Source organism: Dongia soli (assembly GCF_034044715.1).
Taxonomy (GTDB): domain Bacteria; phylum Pseudomonadota; class Alphaproteobacteria; order Dongiales; family Dongiaceae; genus Dongia_B; species Dongia_B soli.
Genome location: NZ_JAXCLW010000006.1, coordinates 217180 through 233360, shown reverse-complemented (window position 1 = coordinate 233360; position 16181 = coordinate 217180). Strand labels below are relative to the sequence as shown.

Annotated in this window: 17 protein-coding genes; 11 read left to right on the top strand and 6 right to left on the bottom strand. The window is 61.1% G+C overall.

What is annotated here, in order from left to right; all coding sequences use genetic code 11:
* Positions 1-390 (top strand): TCP-1/cpn60 chaperonin family protein (locus SMD27_RS19065; RefSeq protein ID WP_320510026.1); only part of this gene is annotated, 390 nt, incomplete at its 5' end.
* A 353-nt stretch (positions 391-743) separates the two neighbouring features.
* Here SMD27_RS19065 and SMD27_RS19060 read toward each other — a convergent pair.
* Positions 744-965 (bottom strand): hypothetical protein, encoded by a 222-nt coding sequence (locus SMD27_RS19060; protein WP_320510025.1) that lies wholly within the window; start codon positions 963-965, stop codon positions 744-746.
* Between the two features lie 551 nt (positions 966-1516).
* Here SMD27_RS19060 and SMD27_RS19055 point away from each other — a divergent pair.
* Positions 1517-3013 carry a CoA-acylating methylmalonate-semialdehyde dehydrogenase gene (locus tag SMD27_RS19055; protein WP_320510024.1) on the top strand — a complete coding sequence of 499 codons (1497 nt, stop codon included), beginning with the start codon at positions 1517-1519 and terminating at the stop codon, positions 3011-3013.
* A gap of 79 nt (positions 3014-3092) precedes the next feature.
* Here the strand turns inward: SMD27_RS19055 and SMD27_RS19050 are convergent, their stop codons facing one another.
* Positions 3093-3491 carry a hypothetical protein gene (locus SMD27_RS19050; RefSeq protein ID WP_320510023.1) on the bottom strand — a complete coding sequence of 133 codons (399 nt, stop codon included), beginning with the start codon at positions 3489-3491 and terminating at the stop codon, positions 3093-3095.
* Between the two features lie 500 nt (positions 3492-3991).
* Between SMD27_RS19050 and SMD27_RS19045 the strand changes: the two genes are divergently transcribed.
* Both SMD27_RS19045 and chrA read left to right on the top strand, forming a co-directional pair.
* The gene (locus tag SMD27_RS19045; RefSeq protein WP_320510022.1) at positions 3992-4816 is read left to right on the top strand and encodes an aldo/keto reductase; all 825 of its coding nucleotides are present in this window, start codon (positions 3992-3994) and stop codon (positions 4814-4816) included.
* A gap of 344 nt (positions 4817-5160) precedes the next feature.
* Positions 5161-6408: a chromate efflux transporter gene (chrA, locus tag SMD27_RS19040; RefSeq protein ID WP_320510021.1), complete on the top strand. Its 1248-nt coding sequence runs from the start codon at positions 5161-5163 to the stop codon at positions 6406-6408.
* On the opposite strand, the gene SMD27_RS19035 is transcribed toward chrA, so the two are convergent.
* Positions 6380-6901, bottom strand: a complete 522-nt coding sequence (locus SMD27_RS19035) for a PAS domain-containing protein (protein ID WP_320510020.1) — start codon at positions 6899-6901, stop codon at positions 6380-6382. The genes chrA and SMD27_RS19035 overlap by 29 nt on opposite strands.
* Positions 6902-7114: 213 nt before the next feature.
* Here SMD27_RS19035 and SMD27_RS19030 point away from each other — a divergent pair, with 213 nt between their 5' ends.
* From SMD27_RS19030 to SMD27_RS19020, 3 genes are all read left to right on the top strand, one after another.
* Positions 7115-8320, top strand: a complete 1206-nt coding sequence (locus SMD27_RS19030; protein ID WP_320510019.1) for an MFS transporter — start codon at positions 7115-7117, stop codon at positions 8318-8320.
* Positions 8321-8332: 12 nt separating this feature from the next.
* Entirely contained in the window at positions 8333-8656 is a 324-nt protein-coding gene (locus SMD27_RS19025) for a YnfA family protein (protein WP_320510018.1), read from the top strand.
* Positions 8657-8727: 71 nt separating this feature from the next.
* The gene (locus SMD27_RS19020; protein WP_320510017.1) at positions 8728-9873 is read left to right on the top strand and encodes an ABC transporter substrate-binding protein; all 1146 of its coding nucleotides are present in this window, start codon (positions 8728-8730) and stop codon (positions 9871-9873) included.
* A gap of 21 nt (positions 9874-9894) precedes the next feature.
* On the opposite strand, the gene SMD27_RS19015 is transcribed toward SMD27_RS19020, so the two are convergent.
* The gene (locus SMD27_RS19015) at positions 9895-10791 is read right to left on the bottom strand and encodes a PAS domain-containing protein (protein WP_320510016.1); all 897 of its coding nucleotides are present in this window, start codon (positions 10789-10791) and stop codon (positions 9895-9897) included.
* 391 nt (positions 10792-11182) lie between these two features.
* Here SMD27_RS19015 and SMD27_RS19010 point away from each other — a divergent pair, with 391 nt between their 5' ends.
* Positions 11183-11473: a DUF983 domain-containing protein gene (locus SMD27_RS19010; protein ID WP_320510015.1), complete on the top strand. Its 291-nt coding sequence runs from the start codon at positions 11183-11185 to the stop codon at positions 11471-11473.
* Between the two features lie 50 nt (positions 11474-11523).
* Here SMD27_RS19010 and SMD27_RS19005 read toward each other — a convergent pair whose 3' ends face one another.
* Positions 11524-12540 (bottom strand): zinc-binding alcohol dehydrogenase family protein, encoded by a 1017-nt coding sequence (locus tag SMD27_RS19005; protein ID WP_320510014.1) that lies wholly within the window; start codon positions 12538-12540, stop codon positions 11524-11526.
* Positions 12541-12643: 103 nt separating this feature from the next.
* Between SMD27_RS19005 and SMD27_RS19000 the strand changes: the two genes are divergently transcribed.
* Complete coding sequence (locus tag SMD27_RS19000) at positions 12644-13522, top strand: LysR substrate-binding domain-containing protein (protein ID WP_320510013.1); 879 nt, start codon at positions 12644-12646, stop codon at positions 13520-13522.
* A 29-nt stretch (positions 13523-13551) separates the two neighbouring features.
* On the opposite strand, the gene SMD27_RS18995 is transcribed toward SMD27_RS19000, so the two are convergent.
* The gene (locus SMD27_RS18995; RefSeq protein ID WP_320510012.1) at positions 13552-14445 is read right to left on the bottom strand and encodes a LysR family transcriptional regulator; all 894 of its coding nucleotides are present in this window, start codon (positions 14443-14445) and stop codon (positions 13552-13554) included.
* 224 nt (positions 14446-14669) lie between these two features.
* Here SMD27_RS18995 and SMD27_RS18990 point away from each other — a divergent pair, with 224 nt between their 5' ends.
* Positions 14670-15068, top strand: coding sequence for a (R)-mandelonitrile lyase (locus SMD27_RS18990; RefSeq protein WP_320510011.1), 399 nt, complete (start codon positions 14670-14672; stop codon positions 15066-15068).
* A 93-nt stretch (positions 15069-15161) separates the two neighbouring features.
* Complete coding sequence (locus SMD27_RS18985; protein WP_320510010.1) at positions 15162-16178, top strand: zinc-dependent alcohol dehydrogenase family protein; 1017 nt, start codon at positions 15162-15164, stop codon at positions 16176-16178.
* The last annotated feature ends 3 nt before the right edge of the window (positions 16179-16181 follow it).

Below are 16181 nucleotides of genomic sequence, written 5' to 3'. Positions count from 1 at the left end.
GGCGTTGCTCTGCTCTATGCCATCAAGGCGCTGGAAAAGGTGAAGTACGAGAACGACGACCAGAAGGTCGGTATCGATATCGTCCGTCGCGCCCTGCAGGCCCCGGTCCGTCAGATCGCCGAGAATGCCGGCGTCGACGGTGCCGTGATCGCTGGCAAGCTGCTGGAACAGAAGAACACCAACTGGGGCTTCGATGCCCAGGGCGCCGAGTTCGTTGATATGGTGAAGGCCGGCATCATCGACCCGACCAAGGTCGTACGTTGCGCGCTGCAGGATGCGGCGTCGGTCGCGGGCCTGCTGATCACCACCGAGGCGATGATCGCCGAGCGGGCAGAGAAGCAGGCTGGCGGCCCGGCTGGTGCGCCAGGCATGGGCGGCATGGACTTCTAGAAAACCCGAATCAGCAAAGGGCTTGTATCGATTGGTTGCGCCTTACCTGAAAGCGCGTACCGTCGAAAGCCCTTTGCTGGACTAGATCGGTGACGCGGTCATTATGCCAAATTGCCGCCCGAGACCTTCCTCGGAACGGGCGGCAAGTGTTACCGACGACCATAGACGACACTGAAATCCGACACGCAGAAAGACGGGCGCGTCCTCAATCCAAGCAAGAAACGACCGAAAGCTTGCCCAATGACAGCGAGCACAACGAGCCTCTATGATTGGGCGCACCTCTACCCGCATCAGGACTGTCAAACAAGTCGCTCGTCCCTCTCAACCATCCAGGTCCAGTTTGGATCTAGGGCTTAATGATGGGTGTCTGCTTCGAAGCCGGTCTCGCCGGCCAGTTGCTTCGCACGTTGTCGTCGGTCGGCGATCCGAATGCTGACACTCCGGGCAAGCCACGGCTCAGTATCCTCTTCGACGACGCCAAATTCTTGAGTTTCGGTTGTTCGGATGACCGTTTTGATCAAAGGTGCGGCCTCGGCGACTCTTGCCACCTCAGCGACCACTTCATTTAAAAACACGAGATTGTCCCACGTGGAGCGAAAGCGGAATTGTCGTCCTGCGCATTGCGCATCGCGCGTGCAACGTCACTCGGCCCGGTGCCGTTGATGCCGTAATCCGTCCCATAAAGTGCAGCCGAGGACATATAAGCGCTGGCCGTCCGCCAAGATCATGGGCGACGTGTCGCCTCCGATGCTTGAGAAAATCGAGCGGAAGGTAATTTACCCCCTGCAAAAAAGATCGACCTCGCCAAGGTAAAAAAAGCCCCGTGAGAAACTGCACGGGGCGCGACGAGCGATGTGGAAAGTCCGAGGCGCCGACGCGCATCCCAGCCGCTGCCGGTCGCACACTAACTGATGAATCTCACCTTGTAGCCCCGGAATCTCACGTTATGGGTCGCCCTACAATTAGATAAAATTCATGTTCCGACCGAACCCAGCTGTTAAAAATATCGATCACCTAGATTAATATCTTGACCGATCCAGCCTAATCTTTACTATTCAGGTGATTGCCCGGGCTGACACTGGGCGGGTCAATCTGGTCAGATCATTTAAGCGCGCGAGGCTCCCCCATGCGAACCATCCCCCATTTCGTCGGCGGCAAGGAAGTCGCCGGCACCAGCAACCGTTTCAGCGATGTCTTCAACCCGGCGACGGGCGAAGTCCAGGCCAAGGTGGCTTTGGCCAGCAAGTCGGAGCTCGATGCCGCGGTGAAGGTCGCCGCCGAAGCCTTCAAGACCTGGTCGGTGGTGACGCCGCTGCAGCGCGCTCGCGTCATGTTCCGCTTCAAGGAGTTGCTGGAACAGAATCTCGACAAGATGGCCGCGCTGGTCACCGCCGAGCACGGCAAGGTGCTGAGCGATGCCAAGGGCTCGACCACGCGCGGTCTGGAAGTCGTCGAATTCGCCTGCGGCATCCCGCAATTGCTGAAGGGCGAATTCAGCGAGAATGTCGGCACCAATGTCGATAGCTGGGCGATCCGCCAGCCGCTCGGCGTCGTGGCCGGCATCACGCCGTTCAACTTCCCCGCCATGGTCCCGATGTGGATGTTCCCGGTCGCCATCGCCTGCGGCAACACCTTCATCCTGAAGCCGTCTGAGCGCGTGCCGAGCGCCTCGCTGTTCATGGCGGAACTGCTGAAGAAGGCAGGCCTGCCGGACGGCGTGTTCAACGTCGTCAATGGCGACAAGGAAGCGGTGGATGCGATCCTCGCCCATCCGGAGATCCAGGCGGTCAGCTTCGTCGGCTCGACCCCAATCGCCGAATACATCTATCACACCGGCACGGCGCATAATAAGCGCGTCCAGGCGCTGGGCGGCGCCAAGAACCACATGATCGTCATGCCCGATGCCGATATGGACCAGGCGACCGACGCGCTGATGGGGGCGGGCTACGGTTCGGCCGGCGAGCGCTGCATGGCGATCTCGGTCGCCGTTGCCGTCGGCGACAAGGTCGGCGACACGCTGATCGAGAAGCTGACGCCGCGGGTGCGGGGTTTGAAAGTGGCGCCGGGCACCGATCCGGAAGCCGAAATGGGTCCGCTGGTCACCAAACAGCATTATGACAAGGTGAAGGGCTATGTCGATCTCGGCGTCAAGGAAGGCGCCAAGCTGGTGGTCGATGGCCGCGACTTGAAGCTGCAGGGTTATGAGAACGGCTATTTCCTCGGCGGCTGCCTGTTCGACAACGTGACCCCGGAGATGCGGATCTATAAGGAAGAGATCTTCGGTCCGGTTCTCTCGGTCCTGCGCGTGCCGGATTACGCCACCGCGGTCAAACTGGTGAACGACCACGAATATGGCAACGGCACGGCGATCTTCACCCGCGACGGCGATGCCGCCCGCGACTTCGCCGCCAAGATCAAGGTCGGCATGGTCGGCATCAATGTGCCGATCCCGGTGCCGATGGCCTTCAACAGCTTCGGCGGCTGGAAGCGCTCGCTGTTCGGCGATCATCACATGCATGGCCCGGAAGGGGTTCGCTTCTACACCAAGCTGAAGACCGTCACCTCGCGCTGGCCGACCGGTATCCGATCCGGCGCCGACTTCATCATGCCGACGATGAAGTAATCAGCGAATAACATCGCCGAAACGAAACGGCCGGATCATGCAGATGATCCGGCCGTTTCTTTCTGAAAGGCAGAAGCTCTTAAGGGCAGCGCATCCGCTCGACCTGATAGGAATCATTGGGTTTGGAGGCGAGGCTGGTGAGCACATTGGCGGCGATCCAGACCACCCCGCCCTTGTCCTTGCAATAGATCGATTGCGCCGTATCGGCCTTGTCCGACACAGCGCCATCGCCGGATTTGAAGGAGGCCGGATCGGAATCCGCCGTCTGGCGTGCGCTGTCGCCGAACAGCGCCGAATTTGCACCGCCTTGAGTAACGACCGGACTTTCGAGACCGAGGGACGTACCGCCATCGTCAAAATCGAGCGCGGCGGCAGGCGACGTCGCCAGCAAGCTGGCAAAACTGCTGGCGGCTGCCAATGTCAGGATTGCACGCGGAAAAACGGCGATGGAAAAGCGCAGATATGTTCTGCCGCCCATGGCTTACCCTCTCAACTACGACGCATTGCCGGGATAACCCAGACTGCGGAAGATCTCGTAAACGCAACTCCTGGCGCCACGATCACTGTGTGGATCGTGAAATCTGGCCGGTTACGATCAGCTCAACTTTATGTTGTATCACTATGCAACATAATCAACAGCTATATGAGCTGGCTGAGCCTCGCCTGACATATTGAGACCGGAACGTTATGGTTCGCGCCCGTCCGTCAGGCAGGTTTCGTCGCATATTACACACCTCTTTTCGAGGGGCAAGATGTCACAGCGAAGCCGACGGGCAGTTATCGTCGCGAAATTCCAAGCCGAGCACATCTGAACTGCAAAAAGGACCGTCGCAGGCCGATATGCCCTCTGCCGTTTATGCCGTTTTTTATGCGCTTCGACCATGAAGGCTGAGCAATTGACCAAGCTGAATTGCCGCGCAATGATAGCCCTCCCACCTGTTACTCCCCGCATGAAAATACCACCAAGGAGTCTCCCGAATGACGGCGGCACCCTTCATCACTCTCCATGACGGCAACAAAATTCCGCAGCTCGGCCTCGGCGTCTGGCAGGTCAGCGAAGCGCAGGCCGGCCCCGCCCTCGCCGCGGCTTTCGAGGCCGGGTACCGGTCAATCGATACGGCGGCGGCCTACAACAACGAGGAAAGCATCGGCAAGGCGGTCAAGGCCAGCGGCCTTGACCGCGACAAGCTCTTCATCACCACCAAATTGTGGAATGATGCGCATGGCTATGACGCGACATTGAAGGCCTTCGACGCCAGCCTGAAGAAGCTGCACCTCGATTATGTCGACCTCTATCTGATTCACTGGCCGGTTCCCAAGCAGAAGCTCTTCGTCGAGAGCTGGCGCGCTTTCGCCAAGCTGAAAGAGGAAGGTCGCGTGAAATCGATCGGCGTTTCCAATTTCAACATTCCGCATCTGCAAACACTGATCGGCGAGACCGGTATCGCACCGGTTGTCAATCAGATCGAATTGCATCCGCAGATGCAGCAGCAGGAGCTGGGCAGCTTCCATAAGGAACACAAGATCGCCACGGAATCCTGGAGCCCGCTCGGCCAGGGAACGATCCTGCAGGATACGACGATCGGCGCGATCGCCAAAAAGCATCACAAGACCCCGGCCCAGGTCATCATCCGCTGGCATCTCGATAACGGCCTGATCGTGATTCCGAAATCGGTGACGCCGTCGCGTATCAAGGAGAATTTCGCCGTGTTCGATTTCCGCCTGGATAACGACGATCTCGGCCAGATCGGCCGCCTCGACAAGAAGCACCGCATCGGCCCCGACCCCGAGACCTTCGGCTGATCGGAAGGGAGATGCATCACTAGAACCGTATTTCCAACCAAGATGCGATGACCCGCAGTGGTGCCGATCATCGCCGGACATAGATGCCGCACTCACTTGTCACCCTTGGGCTTGACCGACGGTCCACGGCAGAGGCCAGGCGGAATGCCCATAAGAACGGCGGCCCGCCGGGCAATATTCATCAGCTGCGACGATGGACCCTCGGATCAAGTCCTGGGCTGACAAGCGAGTTGTTGCAAGAGATGCGCGATCATTACGGAACAGCGTCAATGGCAACCCGATTTGCGATAGCGCCGCCCTCTTTTCCCTGCTAACTGCAAAGAGAACAGGAGAGGTTGCGGTCGATGCAGAAACAACGGGATCGAGACGAAAGAAGGCCACGCCTTCCCTTCACCGCCATCCTGCTCGCCTTCCTGAAACTTGGCCTGACCTCCTTCGGCGGGCCGATCGCACATCTTGGCTATTTCCGCACGGAATTCGTCAGCCGCCGGAAATGGCTCGATGACAGCGCCTTTGCCGATCTCGTCGCCCTCTGCCAATTCCTGCCTGGACCGGCATCGAGCCAGGTCGGCTTTTCCATTGGCTTGCTGCGCGGGGGCCTGCTCGGCGGTTTGGCGGCCTGGCTCGGCTTTACCCTGCCCTCTGCGCTGATCCTGGTGCTGTTCGCCTATGGCCTGGCCGGCTTCGACACACCTCTGGCGCAAGGTGCGCTGCATGGCCTCAAGGTGGTCGCCGTGGCGGTGATCGCACAGGCGATCTGGGGCATGGCGCGCCAGCTTTGCCCCGACCGGCCGCGCATCGCCATCGCGGTGGCCGGGGTTGTCGCTGTGATTTTTCTCGGCGGTGTCAGCGGCCAGCTGTCGGCCATCGCCATCGGCGCCATTGCCGGCCTGTGGTTCTGCCGGGGCTCGACGCAGGCGAGTAAGGGAATGCGGCATGCGCCGCTCGAAGCGCCGATCCCACGTCCCGTTGCGCTCGCCCTCCTGTTAGTCGCCCTTACCCTGCTCTTTGTCCTACCGGCGATCAGCGCCGCGGGATTCGGTGGCCACGGGCTGGCCTTGTTCGATGCCTTCTATCGGGCTGGCGCGCTGGTTTTCGGCGGGGGCCATGTGGTCCTGCCGCTCTTGCAGGCATCCGTCGTGCAGCCGGGCTGGATTTCCGCCGATGCCTTCCTGGCCGGCTATGGCGCGGCGCAAGCGGTGCCGGGCCCCCTTTTTACCTTCGCGGCCTATCTGGGCGCCGCCAATGGCATCGCGCCGAATGGCTGGCTCGGCGCGGTGATCGCGCTGATCGGCATTTTCCTGCCGGGGCTGTTGCTGATCCTCGCTACATTGCCGTTCTGGGAGCAAGTGCGCAGGCATGATGTGGCGCGCGCCATCCTGAACGGCGTCAATGCCGCCGTTGTAGGGCTCTTGGCGGCAGCGCTTTACAATCCGGTCTGGGTCAGCGCCATAACCGGCGCGCGCGATTTTGCCCTTGCCTTGATCTGCTTCGTGCTGTTGACGGCCTGGAAGACGCAGCCCTGGATCGTCGTGCTGTTCGCCGCCTGTGGCGGCATGGCGCTTACGATTCCTGGCCTCGCCGCAGGATGAAGGATGCCTCGTCACGCGGATTGAAGATCCGCGAATGGGCATAGACCAGGACCATGTTGACGTCGCGGCCGTTGTCCGAGAGCGGCAGGAAGACGATATCCTCATCTTCGATCAGCCCATCGGGCGCATTATATGGCCCGGAATAACAGAAGGGCCGCTTGGTTCTGACAACATATTCGTAGATGCCGACCGTTTCTTCCCGGTCGGCGGCATAATAGGCCTCAAGCACCGACCGTCCGGTCGGATCGGCGCCGCGCTGCGCCACCTGATAGGTACCGACCAGGCGGTAGACAAAACGGCGGGCATCCGGCACGACATCGACCAGGCTTATACCCGGGAGATGCGACTTCAGATCGACCGGATCGATATCCGCCCGGCTCGGCATGCTGCGCTGCCCAGCTTTTTCCCGCCAATAGGCCGTGATGGCGACGATGCTGGGATGTGCGGCCTGGATGCGCCGTTGGGTTTCCTCAGCAATGACCTCTTCGGACATTATCCTCTTTCCGGTAATGGGCGCGCCGCATGGCAAAACATGGCGACGGTGAAAGGCCGGCAAAATATCCAGACCGGAAATAAAGCGCAAATTAAAGCGAGGAAATGTCCGGCTTGACCTGCCTTCGCCGTCTTGACCTTCCCGCTCCGGCTCGATAAGCGTCAGCTTCTTATTCTGCTGAACGGCCGCGCCGATCATTTGCAAGGAGCTGACATGCCGGAATCGGCCGATCACGTCGCATCCCAATCTGGCGAGCAGCCGCATCACCTCAGCCGCGGCCTGCTGGCCGTCTTGACGGTCTCGACCGGCCTCGCGGTCGCCAATACTTACTACAACCAGCCGATGCTGGGGCTGTTCATTCGCGACTTCAAAGCCGAGCCGCATGATGTCGCCCTCATGCCCTTTCTCTGCCAGATCGGTTATGCGATCGGCCTGTTCTTCCTCTCGCCGCTGGGCGACCGGATCGAGCGCAAGAAGCTCATCCTCCTGACCCTGCTTGGCCTCAGCATCGCTTTGACCGGCGCTGCCCTTGCGCCCACCCTGTTCTGGCTCGGCGTCGCCAGCCTTGCGATCGGCATCCTCACCACTGTCGTGCAGCAGATCGTCCCCCTGGCCGTGCATCTCGCCTCGCCGGATGAGCGCGGCAAGGTGGTCGGCACCGTGACCGGCGGCTTGCTGGCCGGCATTCTGCTCGCGCGCACGCTCAGCGGCTACGTCTCGGACCAACTGCATTGGCGCGCCATGTTCGGCATCGCCGCCGGCTTGATGCTGGTCCTGGTGCTCGTGCTGGGCGCGGTGTTGCCGCGCGTTCCCGCCGTGACGCAGATGGGATACGGCCAGATCCTGCTGTCGCTGTTTTCCTTCTGGCGCAAATTCCGTGCCTTGCGCCTTGCCGGTCTGTGCCAAGCGATGATCTTTGCCTGCTTCGCCGCCTTCTGGGCCAATCTCGCGCTGGAGATGCGCCTGCCGCCCTATAATCTCGGCGCCACCGCCGTCGGCCTGATGGGACTGATCGGCGGTGTCGGCGTCCTGGCGGCACCGATCGCCGGACGCATTGCCGACCGGCGGGGGCCGCAGGCCGTGGTTTCGCTTTCGGCCTTCCTGGTCCTGCTGTCCTTTCTCCTCTTCGCCTTCGTCCAGGGCTCGATGACGGCGCTGATCATCGGCGTGGTAGCGATGGATCTCGGCGTGCAGGCAGCGCTGGTCTCGAACCAATCCAGCATCTATGCGCTGGATCCCACGGCGCGCAGCCGCCTCAACACGGTTTTCATGACGACGATGTTCTGCGGCGGCGCCATCGGCTCGGCGGCCGGTGGTGCCGCCTTTTCCGCCTGGGGCTGGACAGGCACCTGCGGTGTTGCCATCATCGCGGCGACAATTGCCCTCATCCTGTCGCGGATGAAGCGGCACGCCGCTTGACGGGGAACGACCGTGACCACCATCACTGCCTATGTCATCGCCGCCTTTGCGGAGATCGGCGGCTGCTTCGCGTTCTGGAGCTGGCTGCGGCTGGGCAAGCCGGTCTGGTGGATTGTGCCCGGCATGGCCTCGTTGGTTCTCTTCGCCTATGCCCTCACCTGGGTCGATAGCGCGGCGGCCGGGCGGGCCTATGCGGCCTATGGCGGTGTCTATATCCTGGCTTCCCTGATCTGGCTGGCGGCGGTGGAAGGCATTCGCCCGGACCGGTTCGACCTGATCGGCGTCGCCATCTGCCTGCTCGGTGCCAGCATCATCATCTTTGCCCCGCGGAGCTGAACCAACAACCCGGTTGACGGAGCACGGCCCGCCCGGTACTCCGGTTCCAGGCTATTTTCGATAGGGATGCGATGCCCACGCCACCAAACCTGACACCCTCGCCTTTCGCCCGCGATCTTGCCGATCTCGGCGCCGAACTGCGCCGTCGGGCCGATCGCTTGCCGGGCATCGATCGCCGGCGCTTCCTGGCTGGTATCGCCGCAGCCGGACTTGCGCCGCTGGTGGTGCCGCGGGCGGCACGGGCTCAGGACGATGCCCGCGAGATCACCTTCGCCGCCTGGGGCAACAACGATATCAACGACCTCACCCAGGCTTTCGGCAAGCCCTTCAAACGCGACAGCGGCATCGATGTGGTATTCGATGGCAGCGGCCCCAGCGAAAGCAAGATCAAGAGCATGGTCGATAGCGGCGCGATCGACTGGGATATCTGCGATGTCGACGGCTATGCCGCGATCCGCCTGGGCCAGGAAGGCGAATTAAGTGCGATCGATTACAGCATCATCGACCGCGCTCAGATCATGCAGCCCTTCGCCTTCGATTACGGCGTCGGCGGCTATACCTATTCATACGTGCTGGCCTATAACGCCAGCGTCTACAAGGACAATCCGCCGCAAAGCTGGGCGGATTTCTGGAACGTGAAGAAGTTCCCTGGCAAACGCGGCCTGTGGAAGTGGATGATCGGCGGCTTCGAAGCATCCGCCATGGCACACGGCGCCAAACCGAATGAGGTCTATCCCTTGGATGTGGCTGAATGCGTCACCCGCATCGCCAAGCTGAAGCCGCATCTGGTGACCTGGGAGACCGGCGCCCAAGCAAAGCAGATGCTGCGCGACAAGGTCGTCACTATGGCCTGTATCTGGCACACCCGCGCGGCGCAACTGGGCATCGAAAGCGACGGGCAGATTGCCTGGAGCTTTCATGAGGGCATTCTGTGCCCGGGCGTCTGGGCCGTGCCGAAGAACAATCCGGCCGGCGCCACCGCCTTCAAGCTGCTGCGTTATATGCAGGAGCCGGCGCGGCAGATTGCCTTTGCCGGCCTGCGGGGCGTCGGCCCGACCAATCCACATGCGACCGGCGCGATGCCCGCGAGCTTGCATGCCTCTGACCCGACACAGCCCGAAGCCTTGAGCCAGCAGGTGATCGTCGACAGCATGTGGTGGGCCGTCAATTACGACAAGGCGATGGGTAAGTTCCAGCAGATGCTGACCCAGGCTTGACCTGCCGGCAGGCGCCCGACCTCAAACCATGAACATCAGGCCGACGGCAACAAGCATGACCAGCGCCGCGGCCACGCCGCTCCATAAGAGCGGTGCAAAGCGCCGGGTCGGCGTCGTGATGTTGCGCCCGGCCCCGGCACGCAGCAGCAAGGCCTCGTCCACCAAAGCCCGCAGCCGCGCGCGGCTTGGCCGCACACCCAGCTTGACCGTGCGCTGCTTGAGATCCAGCAACTTGTCGCTGATGCCGAGATCCTGCGCCGCGCGGTGGAGGTCGGCGGCAATGTCCGCCACCGGCTCGGCTTCCTCATGCAACAGGACATAAATACCTTCATCGATGAGGCAGACCACATCGTCGAAGGCATCGACGATCAGGCTCTGTTCGATGCGCTGCTGCAAGTGCCCGGGCAGGCTTTCGTCCTTGTCGGCGATGGCGGTGTGATCGATCAGGCCGCCGATTTCGATGACGGTGAGATCGAGCGGCGGCACCTGATGATCCGGTAGCTCGGATATCGCCATCTCGATCAGTTGCTCGAGCTCATCGACCGTGACCCGCGGTATCGGGGCCGGTAAATCTGCAAGCTTGCCCGCTTCGGCAAGTTCCACCGCCTGATCGGTAAGATTGATGTGATAGGTGCCGGGTTCGGACCCGACCGAAGCTTGCAGCAGGCAAGCATGATTGGTGCGCAGGCCGCTACGAATATGCAAGATCGATTGGCGGATCGCCGATGGTGAGTCCAGCTGCGCCAAGAACCGCCGGAAATGCGCCCGCTCTGCCGGCGCGATATGCGGCAGCAGGGACCGGCCGATCATTTCCTGGCCGGTTGCGCCAAAAGCCTGCACGCAATTCCCCTGAACATCGAGGATCTTGCCGCTGCCGTCTAAAAGGAAGGAAAAATTCCAGGAGAAAGCCATGGCCATCCACCCTCCCCACTTATCGAGCCGCGCAGTCAATGCCCAGCCGTGCTGGGCGCTTGACTTGCGACTCAGTGTCTCAACCCTGTCTCGGATTCTGCGCTAAATTCAGCCATTTGTAGAGCCGATTTCGCACAGAACACGTATTTGTCAGGGGACGACTCGCGCATTTCCGCGATTTTCCGCGCGATAGCGGTATTTCCATCGGTTGCTCGCACAGCGGAGCGATACATAGCTGGCGTCAACCCGTCGCATTGAGGCTTTCGCACCCTCAAACCTATGTTACTCACGCATGGTGAATGAGGATCTGATGGGGCAGCAAGTCGGTCGACCGACCTTATGGAATAGTTTGAAACGAGGCTTTCGCCGCTTCTGTCCGCGTTGCGGACAGGGCCGGATGTTCGCCGGCTATCTGGCGGCCAAGCAGAGTTGTGAGAGCTGCGGCCTCGCTTTCGAACCTTTGCGCGCCGATGACGCGCCGGCCTATTTCACCATCTCCATCGTCGGGCATATCGTGGTCAGCGGCTATCTCGCCATTGAAAGCACGATGCATCCGCCGGTCTGGCTGCAGTTATCGATCTGGATGCCTGGGACCCTGGCGATGACGTTAGGTTTACTGCCTTTCATCAAGGGTGCGGTAATGGGGGCAATCTTCTCCAGCCAGGCTAGACGCGGCCGCGCCGTCTGACCCTCCATCATTCCGCGGGTCGAGGCGGGCGCCCTCCTCCGCTCGATCTGTCAAAACCCTTCCAGGACGAGTTTGCCCTTGGCCTTGCCGCTTTCGATCAGGGCATGCGCCGTCTTCAAATTCGCCGCATTGATCGGGCCGACAACTTCCGCCAGGGTCGTCTTGAGCGTGCCGTTATCAATGAGATCGGCAACCTCGTTCAACAGATGGTGCTGTTCGATCATATCCGGCGTCTCGAACAGCGAACGCGTGAACATCAGCTCCCAATGGATCGACACCGCCTTGCGCTTGAAGGGCATCACGTCGAGGCAATCGGGATCGTCGATCAAGGCAAACTTTCCCTGCGGTGCGATGATTTCAAGGATCGCCGACAGATGAATATCCGTGGCGGTGAGGCTGGCAATATAAGGAACTTGCGCAAAGCCGATCGTCTTCATTTCCTCGGTCAGCGGCTTGCTGTGATCGACTACGTAATGGGCGCCCAGCTCCAGACACCAGTCGCGCGTCTCCGGACGCGATGCGGTCGCAATGACGGTGAGATCGGTCATGCGACGCGCCAGCTGGATCAGGATCGAGCCGACCCCGCCGGCACCACCGATGATGAGCAAGGCGCCCGCTTCTGCTTTTGTCCCTTGCCGCGCGATACCAAGCCGATCGAACAGCAATTCCCAGGCGGTGATGGAGGTCAGCGGCAAGGCGGCCGCTTCGGCATTCGACAGCTTCTTCGGCTTTCGCCCGACGATGCGCTCATCAACCAGATGCAGCTCCGCATTGGCGCCGGGCCGGGCGATGGAGCCGGCATAGAAAACCTCGTCGCCGGCTTTGAACAGGCTGACATCCTTGCCGGTCTCTTGCACCACACCGACGGCGTCCCAGCCGAGAATTTTTGCCTCGCCCACCGGCGGTGTCGCGCTCCGGCGCACTTTGGTATCGACCGGATTGACTGAGATCGCCTTGACCGCGACCATGAGGTCGCGCGGTCCCCGCTTCGGCACCGGCAAATCCAGATCGACCAAAGACTGTTCCGCCGTGACGGGGCCCGGGGTGTAATATCCGACCGCTTTCATCTGCTGCTCCTCAATTCGACACTGTAAAGTCGAGAATGGGACCTTGTCGGCAAGAAGGAAAACGAATAGTTCTTATGTCAGCCAGCAATAATCCTAATCAATTATGCCCCTGCCCGATCTCGAAATCGACCTGCTTCGGTCTTTCGTCGCCGTTGCCGAAACCGGCAGCTTCACGGCGGCGGCGGAAGTGGTCGGCCGAACCCAATCAGCCGTTAGTCAGAAAATTCTCCGGCTGGAGGAAACGTTGGGCTGCCGGGTCTTCGATCGCAACAGCCGCGGCCTTTCCCTGACCCGCGACGGTGAGAGATTGCTGACGGCGGCGCGCCAGATGCTCGCCTTCAATGACGAGACCGTGCGCCAGTTCATTGAGCCATCCGTCGTCGGGCGGCTGCGTCTTGGCATCGCCGACGATTTCATCCCACACCAACTGCCGCGCCTGCTCGCCCGTTTCGCTCGCAGCTATCCCGGCATCGACTTGGAACTGACCACGGGTCTCAGTTGCGATCTGCTGTGCGGCCTGGAAGCCGAACAGCTCGACCTGGCCCTGGCCAAGCGCGACGGCGAGATGCAACGCGGCCGCATCATCTGGCGCGAGCCGATGGTCTGGATCGCCGCGGCGGATGTCGAGATCGATGCCGGCAAACCGGTGCCGCTGGTCCTGCTGCCGGCGCCCTGCACTTATCGCAGTATAGCGCTTGAGGCGCTCGAACATGCCGGTCGCTCCTATAGCATCGCCTGCACCGCCAGCAGCCTGATGGGGATTCAGGCGGCGGTCGCCGGCAGCATCGGCGTCACCGTCCTTGGCCGGTCCTTCGTGCAGGATGGTTTGCGGATATTAAATCCCCGCGATCAGTGGCCATCCTTGCCGATGACTGAGATCGTGCTGCTGGGCGAGGATCGGGCGCAAAGCCAGCTCGCCAAGCCGCTGGTCGCCTTCCTTACCGAAAGCCTCACCACGCCGAAATTGCAGGCCATCGCCTGAGGGGCACCATCCGGTTTTATAACCGGCGGTCAACGGTTCTGACGGAGCGCCTCGACCAGCAGCGCGAAGGCGGGCGAGGATTGGCGCTGGTGGGGATAATAAAGATGATAGCCCGTCCAAGGCGAACACCATTCGCTTAGCACCTGTTTAAGACGACCCTTTGCCAAATACGGACGGGCAATATCCTCGGGAACATAAGCAAGCCCGAGACCGGCAACAGCAGCCTCCAAGACCTGAAAGATGCTGTTAAAGACCAGTTGGCCCTCGACCCGTACTTTTAATTCGCGTCCGCTCTTCTCGAATTCCCACGCATAGAGGCCCCCATAGGTCGGAAGGCGCAGATTAATGCAATTGTGATCGATGAGATCCCGCGGCATTTTCGGCAGCGCACGCTTCGCGAAATAAGAGCTTGCGCCCACGACAGCAAAACGGATGTCCGGACCGATGCGCACGGCGATCATGTCCGTGGCGATCTGCTCACCCAGGCGCACGCCTGCATCATACCGTTCAGTCACGATGTCGGTCAGTCCATAGTCAATCGCGATCTCCAGCTTGATGTCCGGATAGCTGCGCAGAAACTTCGTCAATTTCGGCCACAGGATTGACTGGATCGCATGATCGCCCGCAGTGATACGAACCGTTCCGGCAGGTTTGCGCCGAAGCTCGCTGAGGGCGTCAAGCTCGGCTTCTATCTCCTCGAAGCGGGGAGCGGCCACACGAACCAGACGCTCGCCCGCTTCGGTCAGCGAGACGCTACGCGTGGTGCGGGCAAGGAGCCGAAGACCAACTTTGCTTTCAAGCTGGCGGATCGTCTGGCTCAAAGCCGATTGTGACAGACCGAGCTTGCCTGCCGCCTTGGTGAAGCTGCGCTCCCGGCCAACTGCTATCAAGGCCCGCAAATTGTCGAAGCTGCCGCGTTCCATTTATTCGCCCTTCTTATAAGTCTTTGCAGATTATAGCGCTAGTCTTGGCCGAGCGACGCCTTAGATTGGATTGACCATGAGCCATCAGCGAAACGGCGATTGAGGATGCGATGTTCACTTCCGGCAACTTGGGTGCCGCTCTGGCTGTTCTCACTCTTTTGGCAGGAACCGCTGCTGCCGGGGCACAGGGCTTGGCCCAGCAAAACCAGGAAAGGACCGACGCGATGCAAATCAAACGGAACGGGTCGCAACCCTCCGTCAAGGGACCGACGGAATATTTCACAGGTTCGGTCCGTATTGATCCGCTCTTTCAAGCGCCGGAACCGGCCCGCGTGACGTGCGCATTGGTTACATTCGAGCCGGGTGCCCGCAGCAATTGGCATGCGCATCCACTGGGTCAGACCTTGATCGTGATTTCCGGCATCGGCTGGACGCAATGTGCAGGCGAATCCAAGCAGGAGATCCGGCCGGGCGACGTGATCTGGTGTCCGCCGGGTCATAAGCATTGGCACGGCGCGACCGCGACAAATGCGATGTCACATATCGCCATTCAGGAACATAACGGCGACGGCAAGGTTGTGGACTGGCTTGAGCCGGTCAGCGACGAACAATATTCGGAATAACCGTCAGTTCACCAAGCCGACCGTCGCGCGTCAGAAGGTACGGCCATGCGTGCCGCTTTGCGGCCGACAACATCGAAACGAAAGAGCGAAGCCATGAAGGGCACGGTTCTTTACGGTCCCGGGGATGTACGCTTTGAAGAGCGCGACGAACCGACCATCTTAGCGCCGACAGATGCCATCATCCGGATCTCGGCAACCTGCGTCTGCGGATCGGATCTGTGGCCCTATCGCGGCCGTCAGGCCATCACCGGCCCCACCCCGATGGGCCACGAATATTGTGGCATTGTTGAGGATGTCGGCAAAGCCGTCGAGACGGTAAAGCGCGGCCAATTCGTCATCGGCTCCTTCTTTGCTTCCGACAATACTTGCCCGCACTGCCATGCCGGCTATCAGACGTCGTGCCAGCACAAGGAATTCGTCGGCGGCGCGCAGGCACCCTTGCTGCGTGTCCCGCTCGCCGACGGAACGCTGGTGGCCACCCGTGAGGTACCGCATGACGATCTGCTGCCCGGCTTGCTGGCGACATCGGATGTCCTAGGTACGGGCTGGTTCGCTGCGGAAGCCGCGAATGTGAAGCCGGGCATGACTGTTGCTGTGGTCGGCGATGGTGCAGTCGGGCTTCTCGGCGTTCTATCGGCCAAACAAAAGGGGGCAGAGCGGATTATCGCGATGAGCCGCCACCCGCGTCGCCAGGAACTGGCGCGCGCATTCGGTGCGACCGACATCGTCACCGAGCGCGGCGAGGAAGGTGTTGCCCGCATCAAGGACCTGACCAGGGGCGTCGGGGCAGATGCGGTACTGGAATGTGTGGGGACGCAAGAATCGATGATGCAGGCTATCAACTCGACCCGTCCAGGCGGGTCGGTCGGTTATGTCGGTCTCCCGCATGAGGTTGAGCTGAAGGGGCAGGAACTCTTCTTCAGCCATGTCCGGCTCCATGGCGGCCCGGCCCCGGTGCGCCAGTTTCTGCCGGAGCTGATCGGCCTGGTCTGCAATGACAAGATCGAGCCGGGCAAGGTCTTCGACCTCACCCTGCCGCTCGATCAGGTGACAGAGGGCTACCGGGCGATGGATGAACGCCGGGCGATCAAGGCGTTTTTGCGACCGTGATGG